Below are 24,138 nucleotides of genomic sequence, written 5' to 3' on the forward strand. Positions count from 1 at the left end.
TCAGCTTAGCCCTTTCGGGCGAGGCCATCCTATCATGGCTTTCTCAAAATGTGCAAGATCGCCCTAGGCAACGTCCTCGGACTCTGGCTGGATGTCCCCACACCGCAGGGGCTATCCTTACATGAGCGCCTCCCACCGCTTCACAAGAGTCCCGCCGCATCAATGCTAAGCTCACCGGAAGGGGTACAAAATAGGTTGACGCTTTTCGGGAAAAGGAATATCCTTTATACAGGAAATGAAAGCAATCCAGCATGACATCTGGAAGAAGATTGGTGAGCTTTGGGAAAATAAACAACTCCCCTTTGATGGCCAAATAGAGGGAAGAAGGGTGCGGATCTTGTTAAACCAAACGCCATCCCCGGATGGCGCAAGGGGGGTCTTCTTGCTTTTGCCCCAGGACTGGGTGTGGGAAGAGCCTACCCAAAATCCAACCAACTTAGAGGAGCGCCTGCGCCGTCTGCTGTACCTTAAAAACCAAGACCTTACCGAGATCCTGGAAATAAAAAGAACGTTAGAAGAACTCGCAAGAAAAGGGGATATTTTGAGGCGCGAAGCCAACATCCAACATGCCTTTGAAAGGCACACGGAGCGATGGCTTGACAGACTGGATCTATTCTATACACGTCCGTCACGTGAAGAGATGAGCAATTTTGACTTTCTCATTCAAAGCGGCAACGAATCCCTGTGCCTGGAAGTAAAAAGCGATCGGCACAGGTATACCGGGAATATCTCCTTAGAACTCATCCGCGACTATAAAAGGGACTTCACCAGTCCCCTAAACGCGGGGTCTCTGGTAAAAACCCAGGCTAGCCTTTGGCAGGTATACTACTACGATTGCGAGCAGAGGCAATTTGACGCCAAGGTCTTCCGCGTCCCAAAGCTCCTAGAAAGGGCTTCACACGTCCTGAAACACATCTGGAAACAGAAATGCACCTAGGGGCCTGGCCTATCAAAGGTTAACCCCCACGGGGCGCAACACCCCTCCCTTAGCCTTGCCGAAGTCCAAGGGGAACTCCCCCGACCCCGTCCGGAGGACCACTAGGGCCAAGGGCCGGTCCTCCCCCTCCCACGCCACCCCCTCCCCCGTGGCGAAGGCCAGGGCCCTAGGGTCCTCCGGCGCCAGGGCGATCCGGGGAAGCCCAGGCCAAGGCAGGGTGGCCCCAAAGGCCAAGGCCAGGGCCTTGGCGGGGCGGAAGCGCCCCTTCTGCGCCAGGCCCAGGTAGAGCCCCGGGGCCGGGGCCTTGAGGCCCGCTAGGGAAGGCAGCCCTTCCGGCAGGAGGTAAAGGTGCCCGGCCCGCTCCAGGATGGGGCCTTCCAGGGATAGCCCCGCCTCCTCCAAAAAGGCGGTAAGCGCCCGCTTGGCCTCCTGGGAAAGGGGAGGGACCCGCTCCAGCCTAGGGGTAGCCCAGGCCCCCTCCACCCGGCGGAAGCGGGCGAGGAAGTGGCCCTCGCCCTCGAGGCGGTGGGGCCAGAGCCGGGCGGTCTTGGCAAGCTCGGGGTTGCCATCCCCCCACGCTGGTACTCCGGGGGAGAAGAGGGGGTGGAAACGGGCATCCTCCAGAAGGAAGTCGGGGTGCGCCTTCAGGAAGTGGGCCACCACCCCCTCGTTCTCTTCGGGGGCGAAGGTACAGGTGGAGTAGACCAAAACCCCCCCGGGCCCCACCAACCGGGCCGCCTGGGCGAGAAGGGCCTTCTGCACCTCGCTCGCCCGCTTGGGCGCCGAGGGCCCCCAGTGGCGGATGGCCTCGGCGTCCTTGCGGAACATGCCTTCCCCCGAGCAGGGGGCGTCCAGAAGCACCCGGTGAAAGTAGGCGCCTAAGGCCTCCGCCAGGGCCCGCGGGGGCGCTTGGACCACGCCCAAAGGGGCCCCCCAGCGCTCCACGTTCTCCAGTAGCCCCCGCACCCGCTTCCCGTCCACCTCGTTGGCGAGGAGGAGGCCTTCTCCCCGCATCCTCGCCGCCAGGTGCGTGGTCTTCCCCCCAGGGGCCGCCGCCAGGTCCAAGACCCTCTCCCCCGGCTTCGGATCCAGGAGCACCCCCACCGCTTGGGCGCTGGGCTCTTGGATGTAGTAAAGGCCGGCGTAGAAGAAGGGGTGGGGGCCGGGCCGGGCCTCCTCGGGGTAGTAGAAGCCCTCGGGGCACCAGGGGATGGGCCTAAGGGGCCAGGGGGAGATCCTCAGGAAGTCCTCGGGGGAAAGCTTCAGCGTGTTCACCCGAAGCCCATAGCTCCTCTCCCCCTGGGTGAGGGCCCGGAGAAAGGCGGGAAACTCCTCCCCCAGAAGCTCGGCCATGCGGGAGAGGAAAGCCTTCGGCAACACCCGTGTACCCTAGCATGGGCAAGCCCCTCCCCTCAAGGCCGTAGACTGGTCCCGTGATCCGGGCCGTGGGCGCCGACCTGGTGGAGATCGCGCGGGTGCGGAGGCTCCTTGACCGCCACGGGGAAAGGGCCCTGAAGCGGCTTTTCACCGAGGAGGAGCTCGCCTACGCCCTCGCCCGCCAAGACCCCACCCCAAGCCTCGCCGCCCGCTTGGCCGCCAAGGAGGCCTTTCAGAAGTGTTGGCCCAGGCCCCTTTCCTGGCGGGAGGTCTGGGTGGGCCTCGAGGGCAGGCGGCCCGTCCTCCGGTTTGCCCCGGGCCTCGAGGCCGAACTCCAAAAAGAAGGCCTCCGCGCCCACCTCACCCTAAGCCACGAGCGGGGCATGGCCTTGGCGGTGGTCATCCTGGAGCTCAAGGTACCAACCGCAGAATAAGGGCATAGCGGTACATCTCTCCTCGTCCAGCCGCCAAGGCCCCCTGGACCATGTTCCATAAGGCCACCACCACGAGCGCCAGGCCCAGCGGCACGGCCAAGATCAAGCCAACCACCGTAATGGCTAGCAGAACCAAGGCAACGCCATACAGGGTGTAGCTAATCTGGCCGTTTAAGGCCTCCTTGGCGTGGGCCTGCACAAAAGCGGTTTGGGGCCCCCAAAGGAGGATGGCCAAGGGTACCAAGATCTGGCCGATGAGGACAAAGTACCCCACCAAAGGCGCCAGGTGAGCCACCGCCGCCCAAGTCCGCTCCGTATCCGAAACAGGGGTGGGTTGTTCCATGCGCCCATTCTAAGGCCACCCCTATAGAAAGCAAGTCCCTGTTATTCCGCCTCTTCCCGGATACGGATGGGCCCCTGTTTCTCCGGCCTCAGGCCCACCTTGTCCTGGTAAAAAGCCCGGATCTCGGCGAAGTCCCGCTTTAAGTCCCCCGTGGGGTAAAGGTACCCACCGATCCCCACCTCCTTCTTGCGGAAATCGGCATACCCAAGGGCAATGGGCACCCCCGCCTTCAGGGCCATGTAATAAAAGCCCGTGCGCCAGTAGGGGGCCTTCCCCCGGGTGCCCTCAGGAGTGATGAGAATGGCCAGGTTTTCCCGCTTTAGGATCTCCGCCACCTGGTCCACCAGGTTGCTCCGCCTAGAGCGGTCCACGGGTATCCCCCCTAGAAAACGCAAAAGCCATCCCAAGGGGGGCCGGAAAAGCTCCTTCTTGCCGAGCCACCGGGCCCGAATCCCCAAGGCCCAAAGGGCCAGGATTCCGATGAAGAAATCCCAGTTGGAGGTGTGCGGCGCCCCAATGAGCACGTAGCTCCCCCCTGGGGGCGGGGGCATGTGGTAACGCCATCCGAGAAGCCGGAGCACCCAACCTGCTAACCTTCGCATCCCAAAGAGTATACCCCCTGTGGTAAACTGGAAGAAGGCGGGGTGGGGCTTCCCACCCTTCTTTCGTGGGGTAAAGATGCACAAAGTCGTCATTGTAGGCCGGCCCAACGTGGGCAAATCCAGCCTTTTCAACCGCCTCCTGGGCAAGCGGAGTGCGGTGGTGGCCGATGTGCCCGGGGTCACCCGCGACCTGAAAGAAGGCGTGGTGGAAACGGAAAAGGGGCGCTTCCTCTTGGTGGACACCGGGGGGCTATGGTCGGGCGACCGGTGGGAGAAGAAAATTCAGGAAAAGGTGGACAAGGCCCTAGAGGACGCCGAGGTGGTCCTCTTCGCCGTGGACGGCCGCGCCGAGCTAACCTCGGCGGACCACGAGGTGGCGGAGTACCTGCGCAAGAAAGGCAAGCCCGTGATCCTGGTGGCCACCAAGGTGGACGACCCCAAGCACGAGGCCTACCTGGGCCCCCTTTACGCCCTGGGCTTCGGCGACCCCATCCCCACCTCCAGCGAACACGCCCGGGGCCTGGACGACCTCCTGGAGGCCATCTGGCAGAAACTCCCGGTCAAGCAGATAGACACCGAGCCCGAGGTGGCGGCCATCCGCTTGGCCATCGTGGGCCGCCCCAACGCCGGCAAAAGTAGCCTCCTCAACGCCATCCTCGGCGAGGAGCGGGTCATCGTTTCCGAGGAGCCCGGCACCACTCGGGACGCCATAGACGTGGAGTTCTTCTTTGGCGGCAACCGCTTCATCCTGGTGGACACCGCCGGCATCCGCAAGCGCCCGGAAAGCCTGGTGGAAGAACTGGCCATCAAGCGGAGCCTAAGGGCCATTGAGGAGGCGGACGTGGTCCTCCTGGTGATTGACCCCTTCCAGGTGGGGGACCGGGAACTAAAGCTCGCCAACCACGCCATGGAAAAGGGGAAGCCCACCCTCCTGGTCATCACCAAGTGGGACCTGGTGACCAAGGAGGAAGCCCCCAAGGTCCGCCGGGAACTCAAGGAAAAGCTCGCCCACCTAGAGCACCTGCCCCGGGTTTTCACCTCCGCCTTCACCCGGCAAAACTTGGACAAGATCTTCCGGGAAGCGGTGCGCCTTTACGAGCTCAACCACACCCGCATCCCCACGGCGGAGCTTAACCGCTTCGTGGGCGTCTGGACCACCAAGGTGCAGATGCCCAACTTCAAAGGCAAACCCCTCAAGATCCTCTACGCCACCCAGCCGGAAGTGGCCCCGCCCACCTTCGTCTTCTTTGTGAACCACCCCGAGTTCGTCACCCGCGCCTTTGAGAACTACTTGAAAAACCGCATCGGCGAGGACCTGGGGCTTAAAGAAATCCCTTTCCGCCTCATCTTCCGCGGCCGGCGGGAAGAAACCTAGGCTCAATCCCTAAGCCTTCCACCCCACGGTACCCATCTGGGCTTTAGCGCACCGGGGCGAGGAGGAGGGCCAGAACCGCCAGGCCCATCCCCACCCCCACCGCCAAGGGGAAGCTGTGGAGGAAAAAGGGGTAAAGGAGGCCCGCCAGGGTCCCCCCGAGGTAGAAGCTCGCCACGTAGGTCCCGCTCACCCCCGCTCCCCGCCGTCCCGCCGCCCCCGAGGCCAGGCTCTGGGCGGTGAAGAGGGCGGCCATCTGGAGGACGAAGCCCAGGACCAGAAGGGGCGGGGGCAGGAGGAGAAGGGCTAGCCCCAGGAGGACCAGGAGGAAGGCCAGGCGGAAGGTGGCCACCCCTCCAAACCGCCGGGCCAGGACCCCGGAAAGGGCGCTTCCGGGAATGCCGAAGAGGTAGGCCAGGTAGACCAGGCCCACCTGGCCAGGGCCAAAGCCCCACTCCAGGAGGCGGTAGGGGAGGAGGTTGGCGAGGAAGAGGTTCAGAAAGAGGAGGATGGCCCCCACGGCGTAGAGGGGAAGGGCTTTTAGGTCGTACCGGGGCTTTCCCAAGGGGGGAAGGCCGGCGGGGGCCCGGAGGACGAGGAGGCCGAGGAGGAGGGCGGGCAGGGAAAGGAGGAAAAGCGCCCCCCGCACCCCAAGCCCCTCCGCCAGAAGCCCCGCCAGGACCCGGCCAAGCCCTCCCCCAAGGACGTTCCCCGCCATGTAAAGCCCCGCCATCTCCAGGGCCCTCTTGGGGTAGAGCACGGGGACCAAAGCGATGGCCAAGGCGGGCACCAGGGCCGCTCCCACCCCCTGGAGGAGGCGGCAGAGGGTCCAGAGGGAAAGGCTTGGGCTAAGCGCCCCCAAGGCCCCACCCAGGCCCACCAAAAGGAGCCCTCCCCCCAGGAGCGCCCCCGCGGGCCACGGGAGGCGGGGCACCAGGGGGGAGAGGAGGACGAGGAGGAGGAGGGGAAGGCCCATCCCTGGTCCCGCCGCCCCTGGGGGGGCGCCGTGGAGCCTTTCCAAAAGGGGCAGAAGGGGGACCACGGCGTAGAGGGCGCTGTAGAGGGCCACGCCGGAGAGGAGGACGGCCAGGCGCATCCCCCTTATGCTAGGCCCATATGCGGGTCCTCGAGGTGGCCCTGCCCCTCCCCCTTCCCCCCATGAGCTACCTGCCCCCCTTGGGCGCCGAGGGGGAGGAGGCCTTGGGGCGGCGGGTGGCGGTGCCCTGGCGGGGGGAGGTGCGGCTTGGGGTGGTGGTGGGAGAAGGAGGAAGGCCCGCCCACACCCTGCGCCACGCCATCGCCTACCTGGACGAGGGTCCTTACCTGCGCCCGGAGGAGATCCTTTTCCTGGAGGAGGCCGCCCGCTACCTCTTCGCCCCTTTGGGCCAGGTGCTATCGGACTTCCTGCCCCCCTTCCCCGAGGTGCGCCACCGGGTGCGGCTCTACCCGGGGGCGGACCCAAGCCGCTTGCCCAAGGGCCTCGAGGCCCTAACCTCCTGGCAAGACGCCAAGGGGTTTGACCCGAAGCTTCTGGACCCCTTGCGGGAGGCCGGGCTTTTGGAGGAGGAGGTGGCCTTCAAGGAGGGGAAGAGGGTCTTGAGGCCCCTTAAGGAGGCCCACCCCGACCCGGAGCTCAACCGGGTGCTCCAGGTGCTCTCCTCCCTCGGCCAGGCGGAAAGCCTCGCCGCCCTGGCCCGGGCAGCGGGGGTGGGGGTGGGGCGGGTGAGGCGGCTTCTGGCGGAGGGGTACATGGGCTACGCCCCCCCTTCTCCCCCGCCCCGGGAGGGGAGGCCCGTGGCGCCCCTTTTCCTCCCCGAGCGGCCTGGCCGGCTGAACGGGGGGCGGTTCGGCGAGCGGGTGCGCCTCCTCAAAGGGCTCCTCGCCGAGGGAGACCACCTGGTCCTTTTCCCCGAGGTGAGCCTTTTGGAGAGGTTTTTGGCGTATTTCCCCGAAGCCAGGCCCTACCACGGGGGGCTTCCCCTCTGGGAGCGGGAGGCCCTTTTCCGGGAGCCGAAGGGCCTCATCTTCGCCACCTACCCCGGCCTCCTCCTCCCCTTCACCCCGCGCTCCTTGGTGGTGGTGGAGGAGGGGAGCGAAAGCTACAAGCTCCCCTCGGGCACCCGGGCCTTCGTGCCCCCCTTGGCGGAGATGCGGGCGAGGCTTTTGGGCATACCCCTCACCTACCTCTCCCTGGTGCCCTCGGTGGAGGTCCTGGAGCGCCCGGGCCTCACCTTCCCCGTGCCCAAGCCGCGGCTTCTCCTTTTGGACCTGCGGCGGGAGAAGGGTTTCCCCCTGGTGGGGCGGGCCTGGGCCCTCCTCAAACAGGTGGAGGAGAAGGGGCGGCAGGCCCTGGTCCTCGCCCCCCGCAAGGGGTATAGCGCCCTCCTCCTCTGCGCCGACTGCGGTTACAAGCCCACCTGCACGAACTGCGCCCTCCCCTTGCGCTACCACAAGGGGGGAAAGGGGAGGCTCTTGTGCCACCAGTGCGGCCACGAGGAGGCCCCGCCCGCCCTCTGCCCGGTTTGCGGCTCCACCCTCTTGGAGCCCAAGGGGCCGGGGTTGGAGTGGCTCCAGGAGACCTTGCGGGAGCGGCTTGGCCTACCGGTCTACCGCTACGCCAAGGAGGCCAAGGACGACCTCGCCCCCCTCCTCCAGGGGGCGCCGGGGGTGGTGGTGGGGACCACGGCCCTCCTCCGGGGCCCCGTGCTCCCCGAGCTCGCCCTGGTCCTCCTGCCCTACGCCGAAGGGTTCTTGCTGGAGGCGGACTTCCGGGCGGCGGAGCGGTACCACCGGCTCCTCTGGGCCCTCACCGAGCTCCGCCCCGGAAGGAGGCCCCTCCTGGTCCTCCAGACCTACCACCCGGACCACCCCGCCCACCAAGCCCTCCTGGAGGGGAGCGTGGAGGCCTTCCCCTGGGCGGAGAAGGCCCTGCGGGAGGCCCTGGGCTACCCGCCCAAGACGCGCATGGTGAAGCTGGAGGTGGCCCACCGCAAGGAGGAGCGGGCCTTGGAGGCCGCCTACGCCCTTTTGGAGGCCCTGAGGGGCGTGGCCCGGGAAGGGGAGGTCCTGGGCCCCGCCCCGGCCCCCGTGCCCCGGGTGAAGGGGCTTTACGTCTACCATCTCCTCTTGAAGGGGAGCACGGAAAGGCTCTCCGAGCTCCTCGCCCGCCTGGACCGCCGCCATTTTAAACTGGACCCTGACCCCCACCGCTTCGTGGGTCTTTTGGACGACTAGGATGGAAAGGGCCTGGATAGAGGTGGACCTAAAGGCTCTTTGGGCCAACTGGCGCCTCCTTTCCGCAAGGGCCAAGGGGGAGGTGATCCCCGTCCTCAAGGCGGACGCCTACGGCCACGGGGCCTTGCCCGTCGCCCGCTTCCTCTTGGAAAGGGGGGCGAAGCGGGTGGCGGTGGCCACGGTGGCGGAGGGGCGGGCCTTGCGGGAAGGGGGGGTGGAGGGGGAGGTCCTCCTCCTGGGAAGCCTCCACCCCTTGGAGGCGGAGGAGGCCCTAAAGTGGGGCCTCACGCCCACCCTCTCCACCCTCGAGGCCGCGGAGGCCCTGGCGGGGCGGGCCAGGGCCTTGGGGCTTACCCCTAGGGCCCACCTCAAGGTGGACACGGGGATGAACCGGGTGGGCTTCCCCTTTGAGGAGGCCCTCCCTGCCCTAAGGGCGGTGGAGGCCTTGGGCATCCGGGTGGAGGGGGTCTACAGCCACCTGGCCACCGCCGGGGAGGATGCGGCCTTCGTGGAGGTGCAGCGCCGCCGCTTCCAGGAGGTGCGAAAGGCCCTTGGGGAGGGCTACTTCTACCACCTGGAGAACTCCTATGGCCTCCTCCTCCACGGGGGGGAGAACGTGCGGGTGGGGCTCGCCCTCTATGGCCTCGTTCCCGGCTTTGGGCTAAGGCCCATCCTCCGCCTCCTCGCCCGGCCCACCCTGGTGAAGCGGCTCAAGGCAGGGGACCGGGTGGGGTACGGGGGGGAGTACGTGGCCCGGGGAGGGGAGTGGCTCGCCACCCTGCCCGTGGGCTACGCCGACGGGCTTCCCCGGGGGGCGGTGGCCTGGGTCAAGGGGCCCTCCGGGGCCCTCTGCCCCGTGGCGGGCCGGATCTCCATGGACCAGACCACGGTCCTCCTCCCCAGCCCCGTGGGCCTCGAGGCGGTCTTTGAGGTGCTCTCCGCCGACTTCGGCCCCACGGGGCTCCTGGCCTGGGCCGAGGCCCGGGGCACCATCCCCTACGAGGTGGCGGTCCACCTCTCCCGGAGGCTCCCCCGCGTTTACCTTTACGATTAGCCTGTGCAGGCGGTGCGGCTTTTCCAAGGGTACCTCTGGCACCCCAAGGAGGCCTCCTGGGACCTGAAGGCCCTCCTCCCGGGGGAGGTCCTGGGAGCGAGACTCCTCCTGGACGAGGTTCCGCCCCCCACCCCTTTCTTTGAGGACGGCACCCCCACCCACACCCAGCGCTTCTACCAGCTCACCCTTCTCCTCCTCACGGAGGAACCCCCGGAGGCCCTGAAGCCTTTGGCGGAGGAGGCGGCCCAGGCCCTGGCGGCCCACCTGGAGGCCCTCCCCCCCGGGGTGGGGTGGCTCCTTCTGGAGGACCTCCGCCCCCTTTAGCGCCGCCGGAGGAGAAAGGCGAGGAGGAGGGAAACCCCCCCGAGGCCGAAGGCGAGGAGGCTTTCCCGCCTTAGGGCGAGGCCCTGGGGCCGGAGGGGCTTGAGGAGACCCGTCTGGTAGGCCGCCACCTGCTCCAGGGGCCTTTCCGCCAGGAGGTCCACCACGGGGGGGCTTCCCGGGGGGGCCGCCAGGGTCCAGCCCCCCCCTTCCAGGCTTGTGGGCCGCAGGTACCAGGGCGCAAAGGGGTCAAAAAGCCCCACCGCCCCGTAAAGGCCGTACTTCCCCGGGGGAAGTCCCGCGCTCAAGGCCACCCACTCCCCTTCCCGCCAGGCCCGCACCCCTTCCCGCTCGCCTTTGGGCGTGCGCCTTTCCGCCCCGAAGCCCGTGAGGAGGTAGGCCACCTCCCACCCTTCCCCTTGGGGGGTGTTCAGGCCCGGGAGGAGGGTTTCCTCCCCCCCTTCTTCCGTATCCAGCCAGAGGACCACCGTGGCCAGGCTAAAGCCGAGGGGGCCCTCGAGGGGGTTGGGGTAGCGGGCGAGGCGCACCTTGAGGACGAGCTCCCCTTGCCTGTCCTCCCCCGCCACCGCCAGGAGGTCCGCATACCCTTCCCCCGCCTCCTGGAAGAGCGCCGCCCGGGGGTAGAGGTAGGCAAGGCCCCGGTCGTCGCCCAAGGGGTCTTGGTAGAGGAAAAGCACGCCCACCTTTATACCAGGCTTAAGAGGGCCCGCACCACCTTTTTGGGGTCGTGTTGGGCCAAGGGGCCCTCTTCCCGGAAGTCCCCCGTGAGGACCCGCACCCCATCGGCGGCGAAGGGCCTCGGGTCAAAGGCCACGGGGTAGCGGCCCTCCGCAGCGTAGCGCCTTAGGACCTCCTCCGGGATGGGGGCGGTGTGCACCAGGACCACCTCGGGCCGCCGCCCCAGGTGGTAGGCCACCGCCTTGTAGTGCTCGTAGGCGGTGTAGCCGTCCGTTTCCCCGGGTTCGGTCATGAGGTTCACCACGTAGACGAGGGGGGCCTTGGCCTCCTGGACCGCCTTCTTTAGGGGCTTGGGGAGGAAGCTTGGGATGACGCTCGTGTACAGGCTTCCTGGGCCCAAAACTAAAAGCTCCGCCCGGGCGATGGCCTCGAGGGCCTCCGGCATCGCCTCCTCCGGCTCGGGCTCCAGGAAGACCTCCCGGATCCGCCCCCGCCTTTCCCGGATGGCCACCTCCCCCACCACCTCCGCCCCGTCCTGGAAGCGCGCCCTTAAGCGCACCGCCTCGGGGGTGGCGGGGAGGACCTGGCCCCTAAGGTTCAGGATGGCGTTGGCCTCCCGCACCGCCTCGGCGAAGTCCCCCGCCACCTCAAAGAGGGTCACCAGGAAGAGGTTGCCGAAGGTGTGCCCCCTAAGCTCCCCCCGGTCAAACCGGTGGGCGAGGAGCTCGGGGAGGGCGGGGTGGTCGGAAAGGGCGGCGAGGCAGTCCACCAGGTCCCCCACCGCCGGCAGGCCATAGGAGAGGCGGAGCCGTCCCGTGGACCCCCCGTCGTCCGTCACCGCCACGAGGGCGGTGGTGCGGGCGGTGTGCTCCTTGAGGCCTCTTAGGATGCGGGATAGCCCCGTGCCCCCGCCAAAGGCCACCACCTTGGGGCCCTGTTCCAGCCTGCGGCGCACGTAGACCCTTTCCGGCACCTCCTCGGGCTCGGTGAAGGCGGAGAGCATGCTCCGGTTCATGGCCCAAACCCCCAGGACGCCGAGGAAGAGCCCCCCGAGGAGGAGGCCCCAGGGCCAGGGGCCCTCTAGGCCCCAGGAGGGCAGGAGCTCGGAAAGCCCAAGCCCGAAGAGGAAGACCCCGAGGAGGGCGAGGAGGGCGAAGCGCTTCACCCGCATCCCCGGGTAAAGCCAGCGCAGGGAGGGGGGGCTAAGCCTCCTTCTCCACATCCCGGTGGGTCACCTCCACGCGAAAGCGGCCCGAAAGCTCCTCCGCTAGCCTCTCCGCCACCGCCACGCTCCGGTGCCGCCCCCCTGTGCACCCCACGGCCACGGTGTAAAAAGCCCGCCCCTCCGCCTTCGCCCCTTCCGCCGCCAGGCCTGCCACGGTGAGGAGGGCGCGGTAATAGGCCTCCAGGTCCTCCCGGAAGACATAAGCCTTCACCTCGGGGTCCAGGCCGCTTTTGGGCTTGAGGATGGGGTCGTAGTGGGGGTTGGGGAAGGGGCGCACGTCCAGGACCAAATCCGCCTCCTGGGGCGGCCCCCATTTAAAGCCGAAGGAGAGGAGGCGCAGGGTAAAGCCCGCCTCCTCGCCCAAAAAGCGCACCAGGGCCTCCTTGAGCGCCCGGGGGGAGAACTCGGAGGTGTCCAGGACCAGGTGGGCCTGAGCCCTTAGGCTTCCTAGGGCCTTCCTTTCCTCCTCTATCTCCCGCATGAGGTTCCCCGCCCCCAAGGGGTGGAGGCGGCGGGTGAGGTTGTAGCGCCTCAGGAGCACCTCGGGGCGGGCCTCGAGGAAAACCACCACCGGCTTAAGCTCGGCCAAGGCCTCCTCCAACTCGGCGAAGAAGGGCAGGGCCCGGGCGTCCAGCACCACCCCGGCCCGTTCTATCCCCCTAGCGGCGAGCTCCTCTAGAAGGGGCTTCCAGAGGCTTGGGGGGAGGTTGTCCACCATGAAGTAGCCGAGGTCCTCCAAAAACCCCTTGGCCGTGGTCTTCCCCGCCCCAGAAAGCCCCGTGAGCACCAGGAAGCGCATCCCCCTGACTATACCCGCCTCCGGAGCCAGAGGTTGAAGAGGGCCATGAGAAAGAACCCCGGGAGCCCCACCACCCCGATGAGGAGGTCGTGCGTCCTCTCCACCGCCACCAAGGAAAGCCCCGCCACGGCGTTGAGCGTGCCGTGGAGGAGGGCCGCCGCCAAGAGGCCCCCCTTTTCCCGCACCCAGAGGAGGGCGGGGGTGAGGAGGAGGGCGAAGAGGATCATGGCGGGCACGCCCAGGAGGGGCTCCTTGGGGTAGTTGTGCCCGGCGAGGACGAGGGGAGCGTGCCAAAGCCCCCAGTAGAAGCCGATTTCCAGCGTGGCCGGCCAAAAGCCCCGCTCCCGGAGCCTTTCCCAAAGGTAGCCCCGCCAAAAGAGCTCCTCCCCCAAGGCGGCGAGGAGGTTCACCGTGGCCCCGGCCAAGAGCCCTTGGAGGAGGGCCATGGCCCAGAGGGCCCCTTCGGGAAGCCCTGGGGCTAGGCTTCCCAGGCCCCGCCAGGCCCCGAAGGGAAGGCTTAGGGGGAGGGAGAGGAGGGTGAGGCCCACGGGGAAAAGCCAGGCGAAAAGCCAGTACCGGTTGGGCCTCAGGGAGAGGGGAAGCCTCAGGCCTTCCCTTCGGGCGAAGCAAAGGGCCACCAGTCCGGGGACCCACATATAGAGAAGGCCGAAGAGGGCCTTTTCCCAAGAAGGCCCCCACCTACCCCCAAGGAGGTAGTAGGCGAGGAAAAGCCCCCAGGAAAGCCCGTAGGTCCAGTAGAGGGCCTTCATGGCGCCTTCCAGGAAAGGAGGGGCGTGGGGTCCAAGGGGTTTAGCAAAAGCCCTTTCCCGTCCTTCAGGAGGAGGAGGACCCCTTCCCCCCGCCTCGCCCCCACCAGGGCCTCCACCGGGCGCCCCTCCAGGCGGAGCCTCCTCCGGTGGTAGCCGGGCATGGCCGCTTCTCCCTTCCAGGCCCACCAGGGGAGGGCGTAGGCCAAGGGGCGCACCGCCTCCACCTGGGCCCGGTGGACCACCCGCCGTCCAAAGGGGAGGTGCACCGTGAGCGTGTTCCCGTCTAGCTCGTAGTACAAGCGTTCCGGAAGGCGGGAAACCGCATAGAGGAGGGCCGCCGTCAGGGAAAACTCTAAAAGGAGGAGCGCCGCCAAAAGGGGCAGGCCCTCCGGGTCCTCTTGGGCCATGAGGAAGAGGGCCAGGGCGTGGAGGAGGAGGGCCAAGGCCAAAAGCCCGAGGAAAAACCGCCTAGGGTTCCCTTCCCGTTTCGGCTCCATCCTCATCCTTCCACCTGCCCGCCCGCCTGGCCGCCTCCTTCAGGAGATACTCTATCTGGGCGTTCACGCTCCTAAGCTCGTCCTGGGCCCACTTCTCCAGGACCCGGTAGAGCCTTGGGTCCAGGCGCAACAAAAACCGCTTCTTCTCCTCCCTCACCCCGCTCCTTCAAGCGTACAAGGTGCCCACGTTCACCACGGGCTGGGCCTGGGCCTCGGCCACCAGGGCCACCATGAGGTTGTTGGCCATGGCCGCCCGCCTTTCCTCGTCCAGGGCGAGGCCCTGGGCCTCGAGGCCCGCCAAGGCCTCCTTGACCATCCCCACCGCCGCTTCCACGATGAGCTTCCGCGCCGCAACCACCGCCAGGGCCTGCTGCCGCCTCAGCATGGCCTGGGCCACCTCGGGGGCGTAGGCCAGGTGGGTGAGCCGGGCCTCCAAGACCTCTACCCCCGCCACCCTCAAGCGCTCCTCCACCTCGGCCTTGAGCTCCTCGGCCACCTCCTCGGGGTTACCCCTAAGGGAGCGGCCCTCGGCGTCGTAGGGGTAGCGGCTCGCCAGGGCCCGGATGGCCGCCTCGGCTTGGATGGCCACAAAGGCCTCGTAGTTCTCCACCTGGAAGAGGGCCTTGGCCGTGTCCACCACCCGCCAGACCACCACGGCGGCGATCTCAATGGGGTTGCCCTGGGCGTCGTTCACCTTGAGCCGGTCCGAGATGAAGTTGTGGACCCTTAGGGAAACCCGTTGCCGCTTGGCCAAGGGGTTGGCGAAGTGGAAGCCCTCTTCCCGCACGCTCCCCACGTAGCGGCCCAGGAAGACCAAGACCGCCCCCTCGTTGGGCTGGAGGGTGAAGAGGCCCATGGCGAGGAGGCCGCTGGCAAGAAGGGCGGGAAGGAGGTGCCAGAGGTAAGCGGGCTCCCTTTCGCTCACCCAGCCGTACCCCGCCCACCCGAGCCATAGAAGGGCCAAGAGGAGGAGGAAAAGGCCCAAGAAGCCGCTAACCCGCCACGCCGAAAACTCTTTCACCTCGCGCATGCTTGCTCCTTTCTAGTTCCTGAACACCACCTCTTCCCGGGCGAAGACCCGCACGGAAAAGCCCAGGGCCAAGGCGGCGTAGGCCAAGGTGGAGGTCCAGGTGAGGGCGGCCTGCCCCCAGGTGGCCGTTCCCTTGAGGAGGGCGTCCATGAGGAGGGCCACGTTGAAAAGGGGAAGCAGGTGGTACCAGGTTTCCAGCTCCAAGAAGCCCCTAAACTGGAGGAAGAGAAGGGGTAAAAGGGCGATAAGCTGCAAGGGGGCCAGGTAGCTCTGCGCCTCCTTGTAGCTCCGGGCGTAAAGCCCCAGGCCCACCATCACCGCCCCCATGAAGAGGGCGAGGAGGAGGGCGGAAAGGAAGAGGGCCAAAAAGCTTGCCCCGTCCAAAGCCACCCGCCCCCCCAGGTCCACCACCTGGCCCGTTTCCGTGAGGACACCCCCGCCATAGCGGGCGGCCAGGGCCCCGCCCAAGGCCAGGCCCAAAAGCCCCGCCACCCCAGAGAGCAGGGCCATGACCACCGTGGCCAGGGTTTTGCCCAAGGCGATCTGCCAAAGGGGTGCGGGGGCCATGAGGAGGGCCTCGAGGGTGCCCTTCTCCTTCTCCCCGGCGGTGGCGTCCACCGCCACCACCTGCCCGCCGGAAAGGACGAAGACCACCAGGAAGAAGGGGAGGAGGAAGCCCAAAAGCCCCCCGGCCTTTTCCCGCTCGGGGGAGGCGTCCAGAAGCTCCACCCTAAAGGGTTGGAGAACCTCTAAGGGAACCCCCCGCCTCGCCAGGGCCTCGGCCACCTTGGCCTCCTTGAGGGCCGCTAGGGCGCTTTGCACCTTGCCCGCCACCACCTGCCCCTCCGTGAGCCCCCCGGATAGCCGGGCGTAGACCCGATAGACGCCCTCCCGGTAAAGGACCCCGGCGGGGTACTTCCCCTCCCGCACCGCCCCTTCCGGGTCCGCCACGGCCACCGGGGCCAGGTTGGCCTGGCGGAGGGCCGAAAGCGCCTCTTCCGGAAGGCCGGCCACCGCTATCTCCTGCCGCTTTTCCGCCGCTCCCTTCATGAGGCGCTCTAGCACCAGGCTCGGCCCGAACATGAAGACGGGCATGAGGAGCACGGGCAGGACCAAGGTGGAAAAGACGAGCTTTCGGTCACGAAAGACCTGGACGAGCTCCTTCCAGAGAATGCGGTAAATCCCCTTCATGCCGCCTCCTTCACCACCCGGATGAAGGCCCGCTCCAGGCTCCCCTCGCCCAGGGCCAGGGCCTCGGCCTTGGTGCCCTCATAGACCAGGCGGCCCCGGTGCAAGAAGCCCACCCGGTCCGCCACCTCTTCCGCCTCGGCCATCACGTGGGTGGAGTAGACCAAGGTGTTCCCCAGGTCCCGGTAGGCCTTGACGAAGTCCAAAAGGGCCCGCCGGGCGAAGATGTCTAGCCCCGCCGTGGCCTCGTCCAGGAGGAGGACCGGGGGGCGGTGCAGGATGGCCCGGGCGATCACCACCTTCTGCTGCATGCCCGTGGACATCTCCATCACCTTCTTGTCCAGGGCTTCCTCCATCCCCAAAAGCCCCGCCACCCAATCCAGGGCCTTGCGGAAGGCGGGGCCCTCGAGGCCGTAAAAACCGGCGAAAAAGGCCAGAACCTCCCGCCCAGTGAGGCGGTCATAGACGCGCATGCCCCCGTTCACAAGCCCAAGCCTTTGCCTCACGGCAAGGGGCTCCCGCCCCACGTCAAACCCCGCCACCCGGGCCGTGCCCGCCGTGGGCTTCACCAAGGTGGCCAAAACCCGCAGGGTGGTGGTCTTGCCCGCCCCGTTGGGGCCGAGGAGGGCGTAGACCTCCCCTGGGTTTACCCGGAAGGAGAGGTCCTCCACCGCCCGGTGGGCGCGGTAGGCCTTGGTCAACTGAAGGACTTCAATCATATAGCAAGATGATATCACACCTCCGCGCCCTGTCAACGCCATAATGGGAGGAGGATGAAGGCCATGACCTTCTGGGTGAAGCCCCAGAGCTCCATAGAGGCCTTGCCCGAGGCCAAGGACCTGGTCCAGGACCTCTTGGAGCTTTTCTATGAGTACTTCCCCGAGTACGAGGGCTGCCTGGGCTTCTCCCAGTCCCCCAGGCGCCCCCGTTACCTCTTCCTTTACATGGAGGGCCCTTGCGGAGGACTTCTGCCCTCCGCCGCCTCCTTCCTAAAAGAGCTTCTCCAGACCGCCTTCCCCGGGGCTGAGGTGCGGGTCTACGGCAAGCCCTGGCCCTAGCGCCGCCTCTTGACGAGCCAGGCCTCTTCCTGCACCCCCGTGCGGGCGTTCACCACCCGGGCCAGGACAAAGAGGAGGTCGGAAAGCCGGTTCAGGTAGCGGATGGCCTCGGGGTTCACGGGCTCCTCCCGGCTCAAGGCCACCACCTTGCGCTCCGCCCGGCGCACCACGGTGCGGGCCAGGTGCAAGGCCGCCGCCGCCGGGTGCCCGCCGGGCAGGATGAAGCCCGTGAAGGGAGGGCTTTCCTCCATGTAGCGGTCAATGGCCTTTTCCAGGGCCTCCACGTCCTCTGCGTCCATGCGGGCGATGTTTTTTTCGTAGGGACTACCCATACGGGTGGCCAGGTCCGCCCCCAGATCAAAGAGGGCGTTTTGCACCTGTTCCAGAAGGTCCTGGAGGTCCAGGTGCTCCTTTGGGAGAAGGCTCCGGGCCAGGCCGATGGCGGAGTTGGCCTCGTCCACGGTGCCGTAGGCCTCCACCCGGGGGTGGGCCTTCACCACCCGTTCGGCCCCGTAGAGGCCAGTTTCCCCCGCATCCCCGGTTTTGGTGTAGATCTTCACGGATTCCATTGTAGGGCTTCGGCTTCAAAAGAGGGGCGGGATCTCTCCTTGGGTGGAGGCTTGCGGCTTCGCCGCTCAGGTTCGGGCCTCACGGTACCCAATCCTTAGGGGCCGCGCGAAACCCGTGGCCCAACCCTACCCCTTTAGGGTGTTTGGAAGTTACGCGCAAGGCAACCTCATCAGAGGCGCTACAGCCGCTACCGCCGCTCCCTTCGGTACTTAAAAACCCCTATAGGCTCTTGGCAAAAATGTACCTGGAGGGATTGGCCCACAACAGGTCTTGAACCTCCAAGCCCCTTGCGCTATCCTAGAGCTTGCGTGCGGGGGCGATTAGCTCAGCTGGTCAGAGCGCACGCCTGATAAGCGTGAGGTCGGTGGTTCAAGTCCACCATCGCCCACCAAGCTTGCAAGGGGAAGATACCCGGGCCCCTAAGGGTCCGGGTATCTTCTTAGCCCGCACCTTGAGGGCTATAGAAAGGCTTGCCTGGAGTCCTCCCCTTGGGAAGGGGGACATCTAGAGCCTCCATCCCCCCCGTTAAGCAGGGAACTCTCCTTTGTGGAAGCCAAAGGCCCTTTCTATTCCCACGCGTGACACCCTCCTCCGTCACTTTTTCCTAGGACAACAGGGGCTTTCCCATCCGGAGAAGGGCAAGAGGTTATATAGTTAGGCCATGCGCTCCATTTTGGTGATGGTATTCGTGTTTTTTGGAGGGGTATCCCTAGCCCAAGAGTTGGTGGTGGCCCAGGCCTTGCCCCGGCCGAAAGGTCCCTGGGGGATGGGCATCTATCCGGGGCTTCCCACCTATTCCATACACCTCACCACCCTGTATCCCCCTAAAACTGCCCGGTTCTCCGGCACCTTCCAGGTTACCTACGATGACCAAGCCCTTTACTTGGTGGCCCGCCTCAGCCAAGAAACCCCTCCCAAGGCGGAGCGCCAGGCTAACGACCCCGAGTGGTGGCAGGACGATACCCTGGAGGTCTTCTTGCGCCCTAACCCTTTTGACGAGGACGCTCCCGACCTGCACCTAGCGGTCAATCCGAAGGGAGTGCGGTTTGAACGCTACACAGCTCCCCTTTTCTTTGAAGCCCAGACCGGCAGCTTTCCTGGAGGCTGGTGGGCAGAGCTCCGTATCCCTTTTGGCGGGGTGCTTCCCCATCCCAGGTTGGGCGAAATCTGGCAGCTTAAGGTGGGCCGGGGAAATCCAGAGGCTAGGGAGTACACCCTCTGGCCCCTGGGAGGCGACTTTCACTCCCCCGGCAACTACGGCTACCTCGCCTTCGTGGATGCCCCAAAAGACCCCCAGGTCCTGGTAGCCCAGGTCCAGGCCCAGGAAGCGTTGCTCCCCCTTATACCTAGCCGCCTTCAGGGCATCCGGCGCTGGGCGCTTTACTATGGGGGGGACCCGGGGGCGCTAGCCCGGCTCCAGGCCTACGAACTCGTGGTGCTGGCCCGGGAAGCCCCCTTGGGCCTGGTGCGGGGGCTCCGGGAAAACGGGGTTAGGGTGGTGGCGTACCTTCCTTTAGGGGTCCTGCCTCGAGGGGAAGCGGAGAGCAAAGGACTCCGGGAAGCAGTCCTGGGTCCAAACCCCTATGCTCCGGACACCCTTCTTATGGACCCTTCGTCCTCCCTTTGGCAAGCCCACGTGAGGGCTGAAGCGTTCCGGCTTCTCGCCTTGGGCTTTGAGGGGTTTTTCCTAGACGGACTGGACCTCGCCGATCTCCATCCGGAAAAGGTTCCCGAGCTTGCCGCCCTAGTACGAGGCTTGCGCGAAAGCCACCCACAAGCCCTGCTCCTGCAACACCGGGGCTTCCGAGTGCTACGGCGCACCGCGCGCTTTCTAGATGCTGTGGTCTATTCAGGCCTCTCCCTGGACGCCCAAGGCCAGATCATCCTGAACGACCCAAGCCCCGTATGGCCCTTTCGGAGGCGGGGCCTGCCTGCCCTCAGCCTGGACCAAGCCCCTAACGCCGAGGCCGCTAACTTCGCGTTTAGGCGGGCGTTGGAACTGGGCTTCCTTCCCTACGTGGCCCTTGGCAAATTCACGGAAGTTCCCTAAAGGACCTAGGTCTTTAGACATTCTAGACTTAGAACTTCATCCCTCAAAAGCCTAGGCCGGAGGGCGGAAGACAAAACCCTTTGGGTTCTCTAGGCTTGGGATAACGGGGTGGGAGCAGAGATCTATGCAAAGATCCCCCTTGTTTCTCCCAAGTGGCCTCTGTTTTTCTGCCTGAAAGGGAAGGAACACCTTCTGCACCACCCCGCACATTTGCGGGTCCGTATTGGGAGGTGTCATGAAAGAACGCGGGCGTATTGCTAGAGTATTCGTGCTGTCCTTGCTTTTGGGCGCTTGCAGCCAACCGGCAAGCCGTGATCCAGCAACCTGGACCCTTGCCCTCCAGGGAGAGGGCGTGCGGGGGATTTTGGTGGAAGCCCACTTTGATCCCGCCGCCTTGCGCTACGTGGGGGCAGAGGGCGCATACGGGGCGGAAGCCTTCGCCGAAGGGGGGAGGGTTCGCGCGGTGGCCGTGGCCCCCAGCACACCTTCAGGGCCCCTCCTCACCCTGACCTTTGAGGTTCTCCGGCCCGGGGCAAGGCCCGAGGTACAGGTGGTGGAAACCTATCCTGAGGGACGAGCGATCAGGCAAATCTGGAAAGGGGGCGGTCTTCAACCGCAAGCCTTGGTCCTGCCCCAATCCGTGGTTCAGGGGATCGGGCAAAACGAAGCCGATCCCTCCTTCGTGCAAAACCCCTTGGGTGACCTGAATGGCAGTGGGGGCGTAAGCCTCACGGATGGGGTTTTCTTAGCGGACATCCTGGCGGGTAATCTCCAAAACCCCAACGCCTACCAGCGTTACCAAGGGGACCTTAACTCCAGCGGAACCTTAACCGGTCAAGACCTCGCCCTCCTCTTGCGGAAGATCGTAAACCCGGGCTTGGAACCCAACCTGGAGCTTGCGCCCCAGGACTTGGCCCTGGGCCCCGGAGCCCACGCCTACCTTCTCCTCAATAACTCCGGAAACGGAGCCTTTCCCAGCGTGTCCTGTTCCCATCCCCAAGGGACCGCCCTAACGGACGTAACTCCCCAGGGAGCCTATGGCAAAGCCTACAGGGTGGAAGCCCAGGGGAATACCCTGGAGGGGAGCATCCAGTGCCAAGCGGTTAATGCTGGCACCCGCACCGCCCGGGTCCACGCACCTTTCCCAAGCTTCGGCCTGGACCTAAGCGCCCCGAGCGCCACCACCACGCCCGGGGGAATGGCCAGCCTGGACTTCACCCTAACCCCGGAAAACGGCTTTACAGGCACCGTGACCCTAAGTCTGCTGGACGCTCCCTCAGGAATAAGCCTAGAAAGCCCCACCAGCGTGGTGCTATCCAGCCCCCTTACCGACACCCTCACCCTCAGCGTGGCAAATAACGTACCTCCCAACACCTATACCCTTCGCCTTAGAGCGGTAAGCGGGACGATCGTTCGGGAAAAGGCCTTCGCCCTAGTGGTCCAAAAAGCCCCCGGGTTTGACTTTTACCTGGACCAAAACACCCTTACCTTGCCCGTGGGCGGTGCGGGGAGCCTACACGCTTTCTTTTCCACCTACGGCGGCTTCAGCGGAAGTGTGAACCTTAGCCTCACCGATGCGGGAGGAAACTCTGTATCCTTCACGCTAACGCCCAATAGCGCCACCTTACCCGCAAGCGGCCCAGTAACCCTGAACGTGAGTGCAGGAAGCGCTGAGGCAGGCCTCTACGCCCTTCAGGTCCGGGCGAGCGGGGGTAGCCTCACCAGGACCCAGCCCCTTAGCCTCACCCTCTACGACTTCTCCGTGAGCGCAGCCAATCTCACCCTAAAGCAGGGAGCTTCGGGAACGGTGAACGTCAGCCTCGTCCGCACCCACTTCTCTGGTCCCATTACCTTCAGCCTGAACGGAAGCGTCCTCGGTAGCGGAAACGATAAGGTGTCCTACACCTTTGCGGAAAACCCCACCACCGGAAACACCCTAGCGATTACCCTACGTGTGGGCCCTAATGTGGCCCCGGGCGACTACACCCTTACCCTCGAGGCGACGGGCGGTGGTCTTACCCATAGCCGTGCCTTTACCCTTACCGTCGCCGAAGCGCCCAAGGCGCTCCAGCCCTCGCTCCTGGAACGCACAGGCAACACCTACACCGTGGGGGTGAACCTGGTGGGCACCACCCAGGCCTACCGCGCTGCCCAGTTCAGCGTGACGCTTCCTGCAGGCTTCACCCTGAGCGCAGGCGCAGGGGCCCTCACCCAAGGGTGCACCCTGGACTTCGCGCAGGTGTCTTCCAACCCGAACCGGTGGAACGTGGTCTTGGTGTGCAGCAGCACCTTTACCGGGCCTGGACAGCTCGCCCTTCTCTCCGTCACGGGAACAGGTGGCGGGACTTTGGAGGTGGGCGGCGTGGTACTCACCCAGGCGAACTACGTGGAGGACACCTCAGTAGGCGGAGGGAGCCTCGTTCTAGCGCCTTAAGGGGAATGGGGATGCGGGGGTTTTTCCCTTTGTGCTTACCACCTATACCCTGCTCCCTAGGATGTCTGGCCCTGCCTTCGCCTCCCCCATCCCTCCTTTATGAGCCTGGCCAGCTCCCTTCCCCATCCTAGGCTGCTTACGAAGCCGGAGCAGTGCGACAACCCCGGGTCCATAAACGGAGGTATACGTGGGAAAAAATGCCCTAACCCTACTCGCCCTGCTGATCCTTGCAGCCTGTAGTAACCCTCAAAGCCTTGTGCGGAACCCTAGCGCAGGCGCCTGGGTCTTGCACGGGGAGAGCGTGCGGGGAGTTCTTTTGGAAATCACCTTTGACCCAAATGCCCTCCGCTACCTGGGCCCCGTAAGCCCCCTCCTCACGGAAACCCACCTCGAGGCCGGCCGGGTGCGTTTAGCGGGGGTTGCCTACCATGCCCTCTCGGGGGAAGTGCTCCGAGTCCGCTTCCAGGCCCTAAAGCCAGGAGCTAGGCCCGAGGCGCACCTCCTAGAAACGGAGGCTCTCCAGGCTACTCTCTCCTGGGAGGAAGCCGGCCTTACCCCTCAAGGCCACGTGGTCTCCCAAAGCTATACCCCTCTTCCCGGGGTGAGCCAGGGCGAGGTGGATCCCGCTTTCGCCCAAAACCCCCTGGGCGACCTCAACGCTAGCGGGAGCGTGGGCTTAACGGACGCCCTTCTCCTCGCCGACCTCCTTACGGGGGCTGCTACCCCGAACCCCTACCGTCGCTACCACGCCGACCTGGACTCCAGCGGCTACGCCGACGAGCAAGACCTGGTGCGGCTTCTGCGCAAGGTGGTGAACCCGAACCTGGGGGCGGGCCTCGAGGTGGCGCCCCTGGCTCTAAGCCTGAACCCCGGGGAAAGCGCCCTTGTCCTCGTGGGAAACTCGGGCAACGGCCCCCTGCCCGCGGTCACCTTCCAAGCGCCCAGCGGCTTGGCGGTCCAAGACGACACGCCCTCGGGCTACGCTGGGAAGGTCTACCGGGTGACGGCCAACCAAGGCGTGGACCAAGGGGCCATCCGCTTCAGCGCGGGAAGCGCCGGAAGCCGGGCGGTGGCCGTGAACAGCACCGCCCCAGACTTCCTCTTGTCCCTGGAAGGCACACCTTCCGCCCCCGTGGGCGGCCAGGCCCAAGCTGTCCTCCACCTAACTCCCCTCCTAGGCTTCAGCGGACCCGTGAACCTGAGCCTGGTAAACCCCCCTCCCGGGATTACCCTAAGCCCCACCACAATCACCCTGAACGGAAACCCCATCTCCGTCCCCCTAACCCTGGCCCTGGACCCGAACCTCAGCCCCCAAGACTACCCCCTTACCCTCCGGGCGGAGGGGGGAAGCCGGGTGCGGGAGGTGGGCTTTACCCTCAAGGCCACGGACTTCTCCCTCGGGGGGGATACCGCCCTCACCCTGCCCTGGGAGGGCACGGGGAGCCTCCAAGTGGCGCTGACGCCCTTAAACGGCTTCAACACCCCTTTGCTCCTCACGCTGGAGCGTCAAGACGGCACCCCCCTTCCCCCTGGCCTTAGCCTGGCAAGCCCCTCCCTCCCCGCCAGCGGGGGACCCGTAGCCCTCCAGGTGGCCAACCCCCCACCGGGAACCTACCCCTTGCGCCTCAAGGCCACACCCCAAGGAGGTGGGGCCACCCGGTCTTGGGACTTCACCCTCACCGTCACCTATGCCGCCGACTGGCGGGTGGAGCTCTCCTGGACCGCAGGCGCCGATTTGGACCTCCACCTCTTCTATCCCGACACCCCGGCGGCCCAGCACATCTACTGGAACAACCCCGGCACCTGCCCTCCCGCAGGAGCCGCCTGCTTGGAAGGGGACACCCCCCAAGGCCCCGGGCAGGAAACCCTCCGCTTCGTCTACCAAGGGGGAGCCTACCGCGTTTACGTCCACTGGTACTTCGGCGGAGGAAGTTGGAACACCTCTGGGGGCCAGGTAAAGGTCTACAATGCCAACCACCTGGTGGCGAGCTTTCCCGCGCCAACCATCAGCGATGGGTACAACACGTGGTGGCACGCTCTCACCGTGGACGGCACAGGGGTGCACCCAGGAAGCGGGGCAAGTAGCGTCCAGCCCCAGGGTCTAGGGCTAAGCCCCTTGAGCCTGCCGAGAAAGGGGAGGTAAC

The 24,138-nt window shown here is 66.0% G+C and carries 24 protein-coding genes and 1 tRNA gene; 11 read left to right on the forward strand and 14 right to left on the reverse strand.

Features of this window, described 5'->3' with window-relative positions:
* Nucleotides 1–235: 235 nt before the first annotated feature.
* Nucleotides 236–937 (forward strand): hypothetical protein, encoded by a 702-nt coding sequence (locus LXN00_RS08955; protein ID WP_234507451.1) that lies wholly within the window; start codon nt 236–238, stop codon nt 935–937.
* Nucleotides 938–949: 12 nt separating this feature from the next.
* Here the strand turns inward: LXN00_RS08955 and rsmF are convergent, their stop codons facing one another.
* Nucleotides 950–2,317: a 16S rRNA (cytosine(1407)-C(5))-methyltransferase RsmF gene (rsmF, locus tag LXN00_RS08960; RefSeq protein WP_234507452.1), complete on the reverse strand. Its 1,368-nt coding sequence runs from the start codon at nt 2,315–2,317 to the stop codon at nt 950–952.
* A 53-nt stretch (nt 2,318–2,370) separates the two neighbouring features.
* Between rsmF and LXN00_RS08965 the strand changes: the two genes are divergently transcribed.
* Nucleotides 2,371–2,748, forward strand: a complete 378-nt coding sequence (locus LXN00_RS08965) for a 4'-phosphopantetheinyl transferase superfamily protein (protein ID WP_234507454.1) — start codon at nt 2,371–2,373, stop codon at nt 2,746–2,748.
* On the opposite strand, the gene LXN00_RS08970 is transcribed toward LXN00_RS08965, so the two are convergent.
* Together LXN00_RS08970 and LXN00_RS08975 are read right to left on the reverse strand one after the other, a co-directional pair.
* Nucleotides 2,726–3,091 carry a DUF4870 domain-containing protein gene (locus LXN00_RS08970; protein WP_234507456.1) on the reverse strand — a complete coding sequence of 122 codons (366 nt, stop codon included), beginning with the start codon at nt 3,089–3,091 and terminating at the stop codon, nt 2,726–2,728. The genes LXN00_RS08965 and LXN00_RS08970 overlap by 23 nt on opposite strands.
* 41 nt (nt 3,092–3,132) lie before the next feature.
* Entirely contained in the window at nt 3,133–3,693 is a 561-nt protein-coding gene (locus LXN00_RS08975; protein ID WP_234507458.1) for a lysophospholipid acyltransferase family protein, read from the reverse strand.
* Nucleotides 3,694–3,769: 76 nt separating this feature from the next.
* Here LXN00_RS08975 and der point away from each other — a divergent pair, with 76 nt between their 5' ends.
* Nucleotides 3,770–5,068: a ribosome biogenesis GTPase Der gene (gene der, locus LXN00_RS08980; RefSeq protein WP_234507460.1), complete on the forward strand. Its 1,299-nt coding sequence runs from the start codon at nt 3,770–3,772 to the stop codon at nt 5,066–5,068.
* Nucleotides 5,069–5,111: 43 nt separating this feature from the next.
* On the opposite strand, the gene LXN00_RS08985 is transcribed toward der, so the two are convergent.
* Nucleotides 5,112–6,161, reverse strand: a complete 1,050-nt coding sequence (locus LXN00_RS08985) for an MFS transporter (RefSeq protein ID WP_234507462.1) — start codon at nt 6,159–6,161, stop codon at nt 5,112–5,114.
* Nucleotides 6,162–6,181: 20 nt separating this feature from the next.
* Between LXN00_RS08985 and LXN00_RS08990 the strand changes: the two genes are divergently transcribed.
* From LXN00_RS08990 to LXN00_RS09000, 3 genes are read left to right on the forward strand one after another with little or no spacing between them, the layout of a single operon-like run.
* On the forward strand, nt 6,182–8,299 hold the full coding sequence (locus tag LXN00_RS08990) for a primosomal protein N' (protein WP_234507465.1): 2,118 nt from the start codon (nt 6,182–6,184) through the stop codon (nt 8,297–8,299).
* A gap of 1 nt (nt 8,300) precedes the next feature.
* Nucleotides 8,301–9,353 (forward strand): alanine racemase, encoded by a 1,053-nt coding sequence (gene alr, locus LXN00_RS08995; RefSeq protein WP_234507467.1) that lies wholly within the window; start codon nt 8,301–8,303, stop codon nt 9,351–9,353.
* A gap of 3 nt (nt 9,354–9,356) precedes the next feature.
* Nucleotides 9,357–9,677, forward strand: coding sequence for a DUF3208 family protein (locus tag LXN00_RS09000; protein ID WP_234507470.1), 321 nt, complete (start codon nt 9,357–9,359; stop codon nt 9,675–9,677).
* On the opposite strand, the gene LXN00_RS09005 is transcribed toward LXN00_RS09000, so the two are convergent.
* The 9 genes from LXN00_RS09005 to LXN00_RS09045 are packed head-to-tail and all read right to left on the reverse strand — an operon-like array spanning nt 9,674 to nt 16,601.
* Nucleotides 9,674–10,372 carry a glucodextranase DOMON-like domain-containing protein gene (locus tag LXN00_RS09005; protein ID WP_234507472.1) on the reverse strand — a complete coding sequence of 233 codons (699 nt, stop codon included), beginning with the start codon at nt 10,370–10,372 and terminating at the stop codon, nt 9,674–9,676. The two genes, LXN00_RS09000 and LXN00_RS09005, sit on opposite strands and share 4 nt — an antisense overlap.
* Nucleotides 10,373–10,380: 8 nt before the next feature.
* Nucleotides 10,381–11,595 (reverse strand): gluconeogenesis factor YvcK family protein, encoded by a 1,215-nt coding sequence (locus LXN00_RS09010; protein WP_234507473.1) that lies wholly within the window; start codon nt 11,593–11,595, stop codon nt 10,381–10,383.
* On the reverse strand, nt 11,576–12,397 hold the full coding sequence (gene rapZ, locus LXN00_RS09015; protein ID WP_234507475.1) for an RNase adapter RapZ: 822 nt from the start codon (nt 12,395–12,397) through the stop codon (nt 11,576–11,578). The genes LXN00_RS09010 and rapZ overlap by 20 nt, the downstream gene beginning before the upstream one ends.
* An 8-nt stretch (nt 12,398–12,405) precedes the next feature.
* The gene (locus tag LXN00_RS09020; protein ID WP_234507476.1) at nt 12,406–13,167 is read right to left on the reverse strand and encodes a CPBP family intramembrane glutamic endopeptidase; all 762 of its coding nucleotides are present in this window, start codon (nt 13,165–13,167) and stop codon (nt 12,406–12,408) included.
* Nucleotides 13,164–13,664 (reverse strand): hypothetical protein, encoded by a 501-nt coding sequence (locus LXN00_RS09025; protein ID WP_234507478.1) that lies wholly within the window; start codon nt 13,662–13,664, stop codon nt 13,164–13,166. The genes LXN00_RS09020 and LXN00_RS09025 overlap by 4 nt, the downstream gene beginning before the upstream one ends.
* Nucleotides 13,636–13,821 carry a hypothetical protein gene (locus tag LXN00_RS09030; protein ID WP_234507480.1) on the reverse strand — a complete coding sequence of 62 codons (186 nt, stop codon included), beginning with the start codon at nt 13,819–13,821 and terminating at the stop codon, nt 13,636–13,638. The genes LXN00_RS09025 and LXN00_RS09030 overlap by 29 nt, the downstream gene beginning before the upstream one ends.
* Before the next feature lie 9 nt (nt 13,822–13,830).
* Nucleotides 13,831–14,694 (reverse strand): SPFH domain-containing protein, encoded by an 864-nt coding sequence (locus LXN00_RS09035; protein ID WP_234507482.1) that lies wholly within the window; start codon nt 14,692–14,694, stop codon nt 13,831–13,833.
* 12 nt (nt 14,695–14,706) lie between these two features.
* Nucleotides 14,707–15,885 (reverse strand): ABC transporter permease, encoded by a 1,179-nt coding sequence (locus tag LXN00_RS09040; RefSeq protein ID WP_234507484.1) that lies wholly within the window; start codon nt 15,883–15,885, stop codon nt 14,707–14,709.
* The gene (locus LXN00_RS09045) at nt 15,882–16,601 is read right to left on the reverse strand and encodes an ATP-binding cassette domain-containing protein (protein WP_234507486.1); all 720 of its coding nucleotides are present in this window, start codon (nt 16,599–16,601) and stop codon (nt 15,882–15,884) included. Before LXN00_RS09045 ends, LXN00_RS09040 begins: the two co-directional genes overlap by 4 nt.
* A 54-nt stretch (nt 16,602–16,655) precedes the next feature.
* On the opposite strand from LXN00_RS09045, the gene LXN00_RS09050 reads away from it, so the two are divergent.
* Nucleotides 16,656–16,940 carry a hypothetical protein gene (locus LXN00_RS09050; RefSeq protein WP_234507488.1) on the forward strand — a complete coding sequence of 95 codons (285 nt, stop codon included), beginning with the start codon at nt 16,656–16,658 and terminating at the stop codon, nt 16,938–16,940.
* Here the strand turns inward: LXN00_RS09050 and LXN00_RS09055 are convergent.
* Nucleotides 16,937–17,500 carry a cob(I)yrinic acid a,c-diamide adenosyltransferase gene (locus LXN00_RS09055; RefSeq protein WP_234507489.1) on the reverse strand — a complete coding sequence of 188 codons (564 nt, stop codon included), beginning with the start codon at nt 17,498–17,500 and terminating at the stop codon, nt 16,937–16,939. The two genes, LXN00_RS09050 and LXN00_RS09055, sit on opposite strands and share 4 nt — an antisense overlap.
* Before the next feature lie 324 nt (nt 17,501–17,824).
* Between LXN00_RS09055 and LXN00_RS09060 the strand changes: the two genes are divergently transcribed.
* The 4 genes from LXN00_RS09060 (at nt 17,825) to LXN00_RS09075 (ending at nt 24,137) form a co-directional block, all read left to right on the forward strand.
* Nucleotides 17,825–17,901, forward strand: a tRNA-Ile gene (locus LXN00_RS09060).
* 270 nt (nt 17,902–18,171) lie between these two features.
* Nucleotides 18,172–19,560, forward strand: coding sequence for a sugar-binding protein (locus LXN00_RS09065; RefSeq protein ID WP_234507492.1), 1,389 nt, complete (start codon nt 18,172–18,174; stop codon nt 19,558–19,560).
* A 352-nt stretch (nt 19,561–19,912) separates the two neighbouring features.
* Nucleotides 19,913–21,994 (forward strand): hypothetical protein, encoded by a 2,082-nt coding sequence (locus LXN00_RS09070; RefSeq protein ID WP_234507494.1) that lies wholly within the window; start codon nt 19,913–19,915, stop codon nt 21,992–21,994.
* Between the two features lie 256 nt (nt 21,995–22,250).
* Nucleotides 22,251–24,137, forward strand: a complete 1,887-nt coding sequence (locus LXN00_RS09075; RefSeq protein ID WP_234507496.1) for a hypothetical protein — start codon at nt 22,251–22,253, stop codon at nt 24,135–24,137.
* Nucleotide 24,138: the final 1 nt, after the last annotated feature.

This window comes from Thermus brockianus (assembly GCF_021462505.1).
In the GTDB taxonomy this organism is placed as follows: Bacteria; Deinococcota; Deinococci; order Deinococcales; family Thermaceae; genus Thermus; species Thermus hydrothermalis.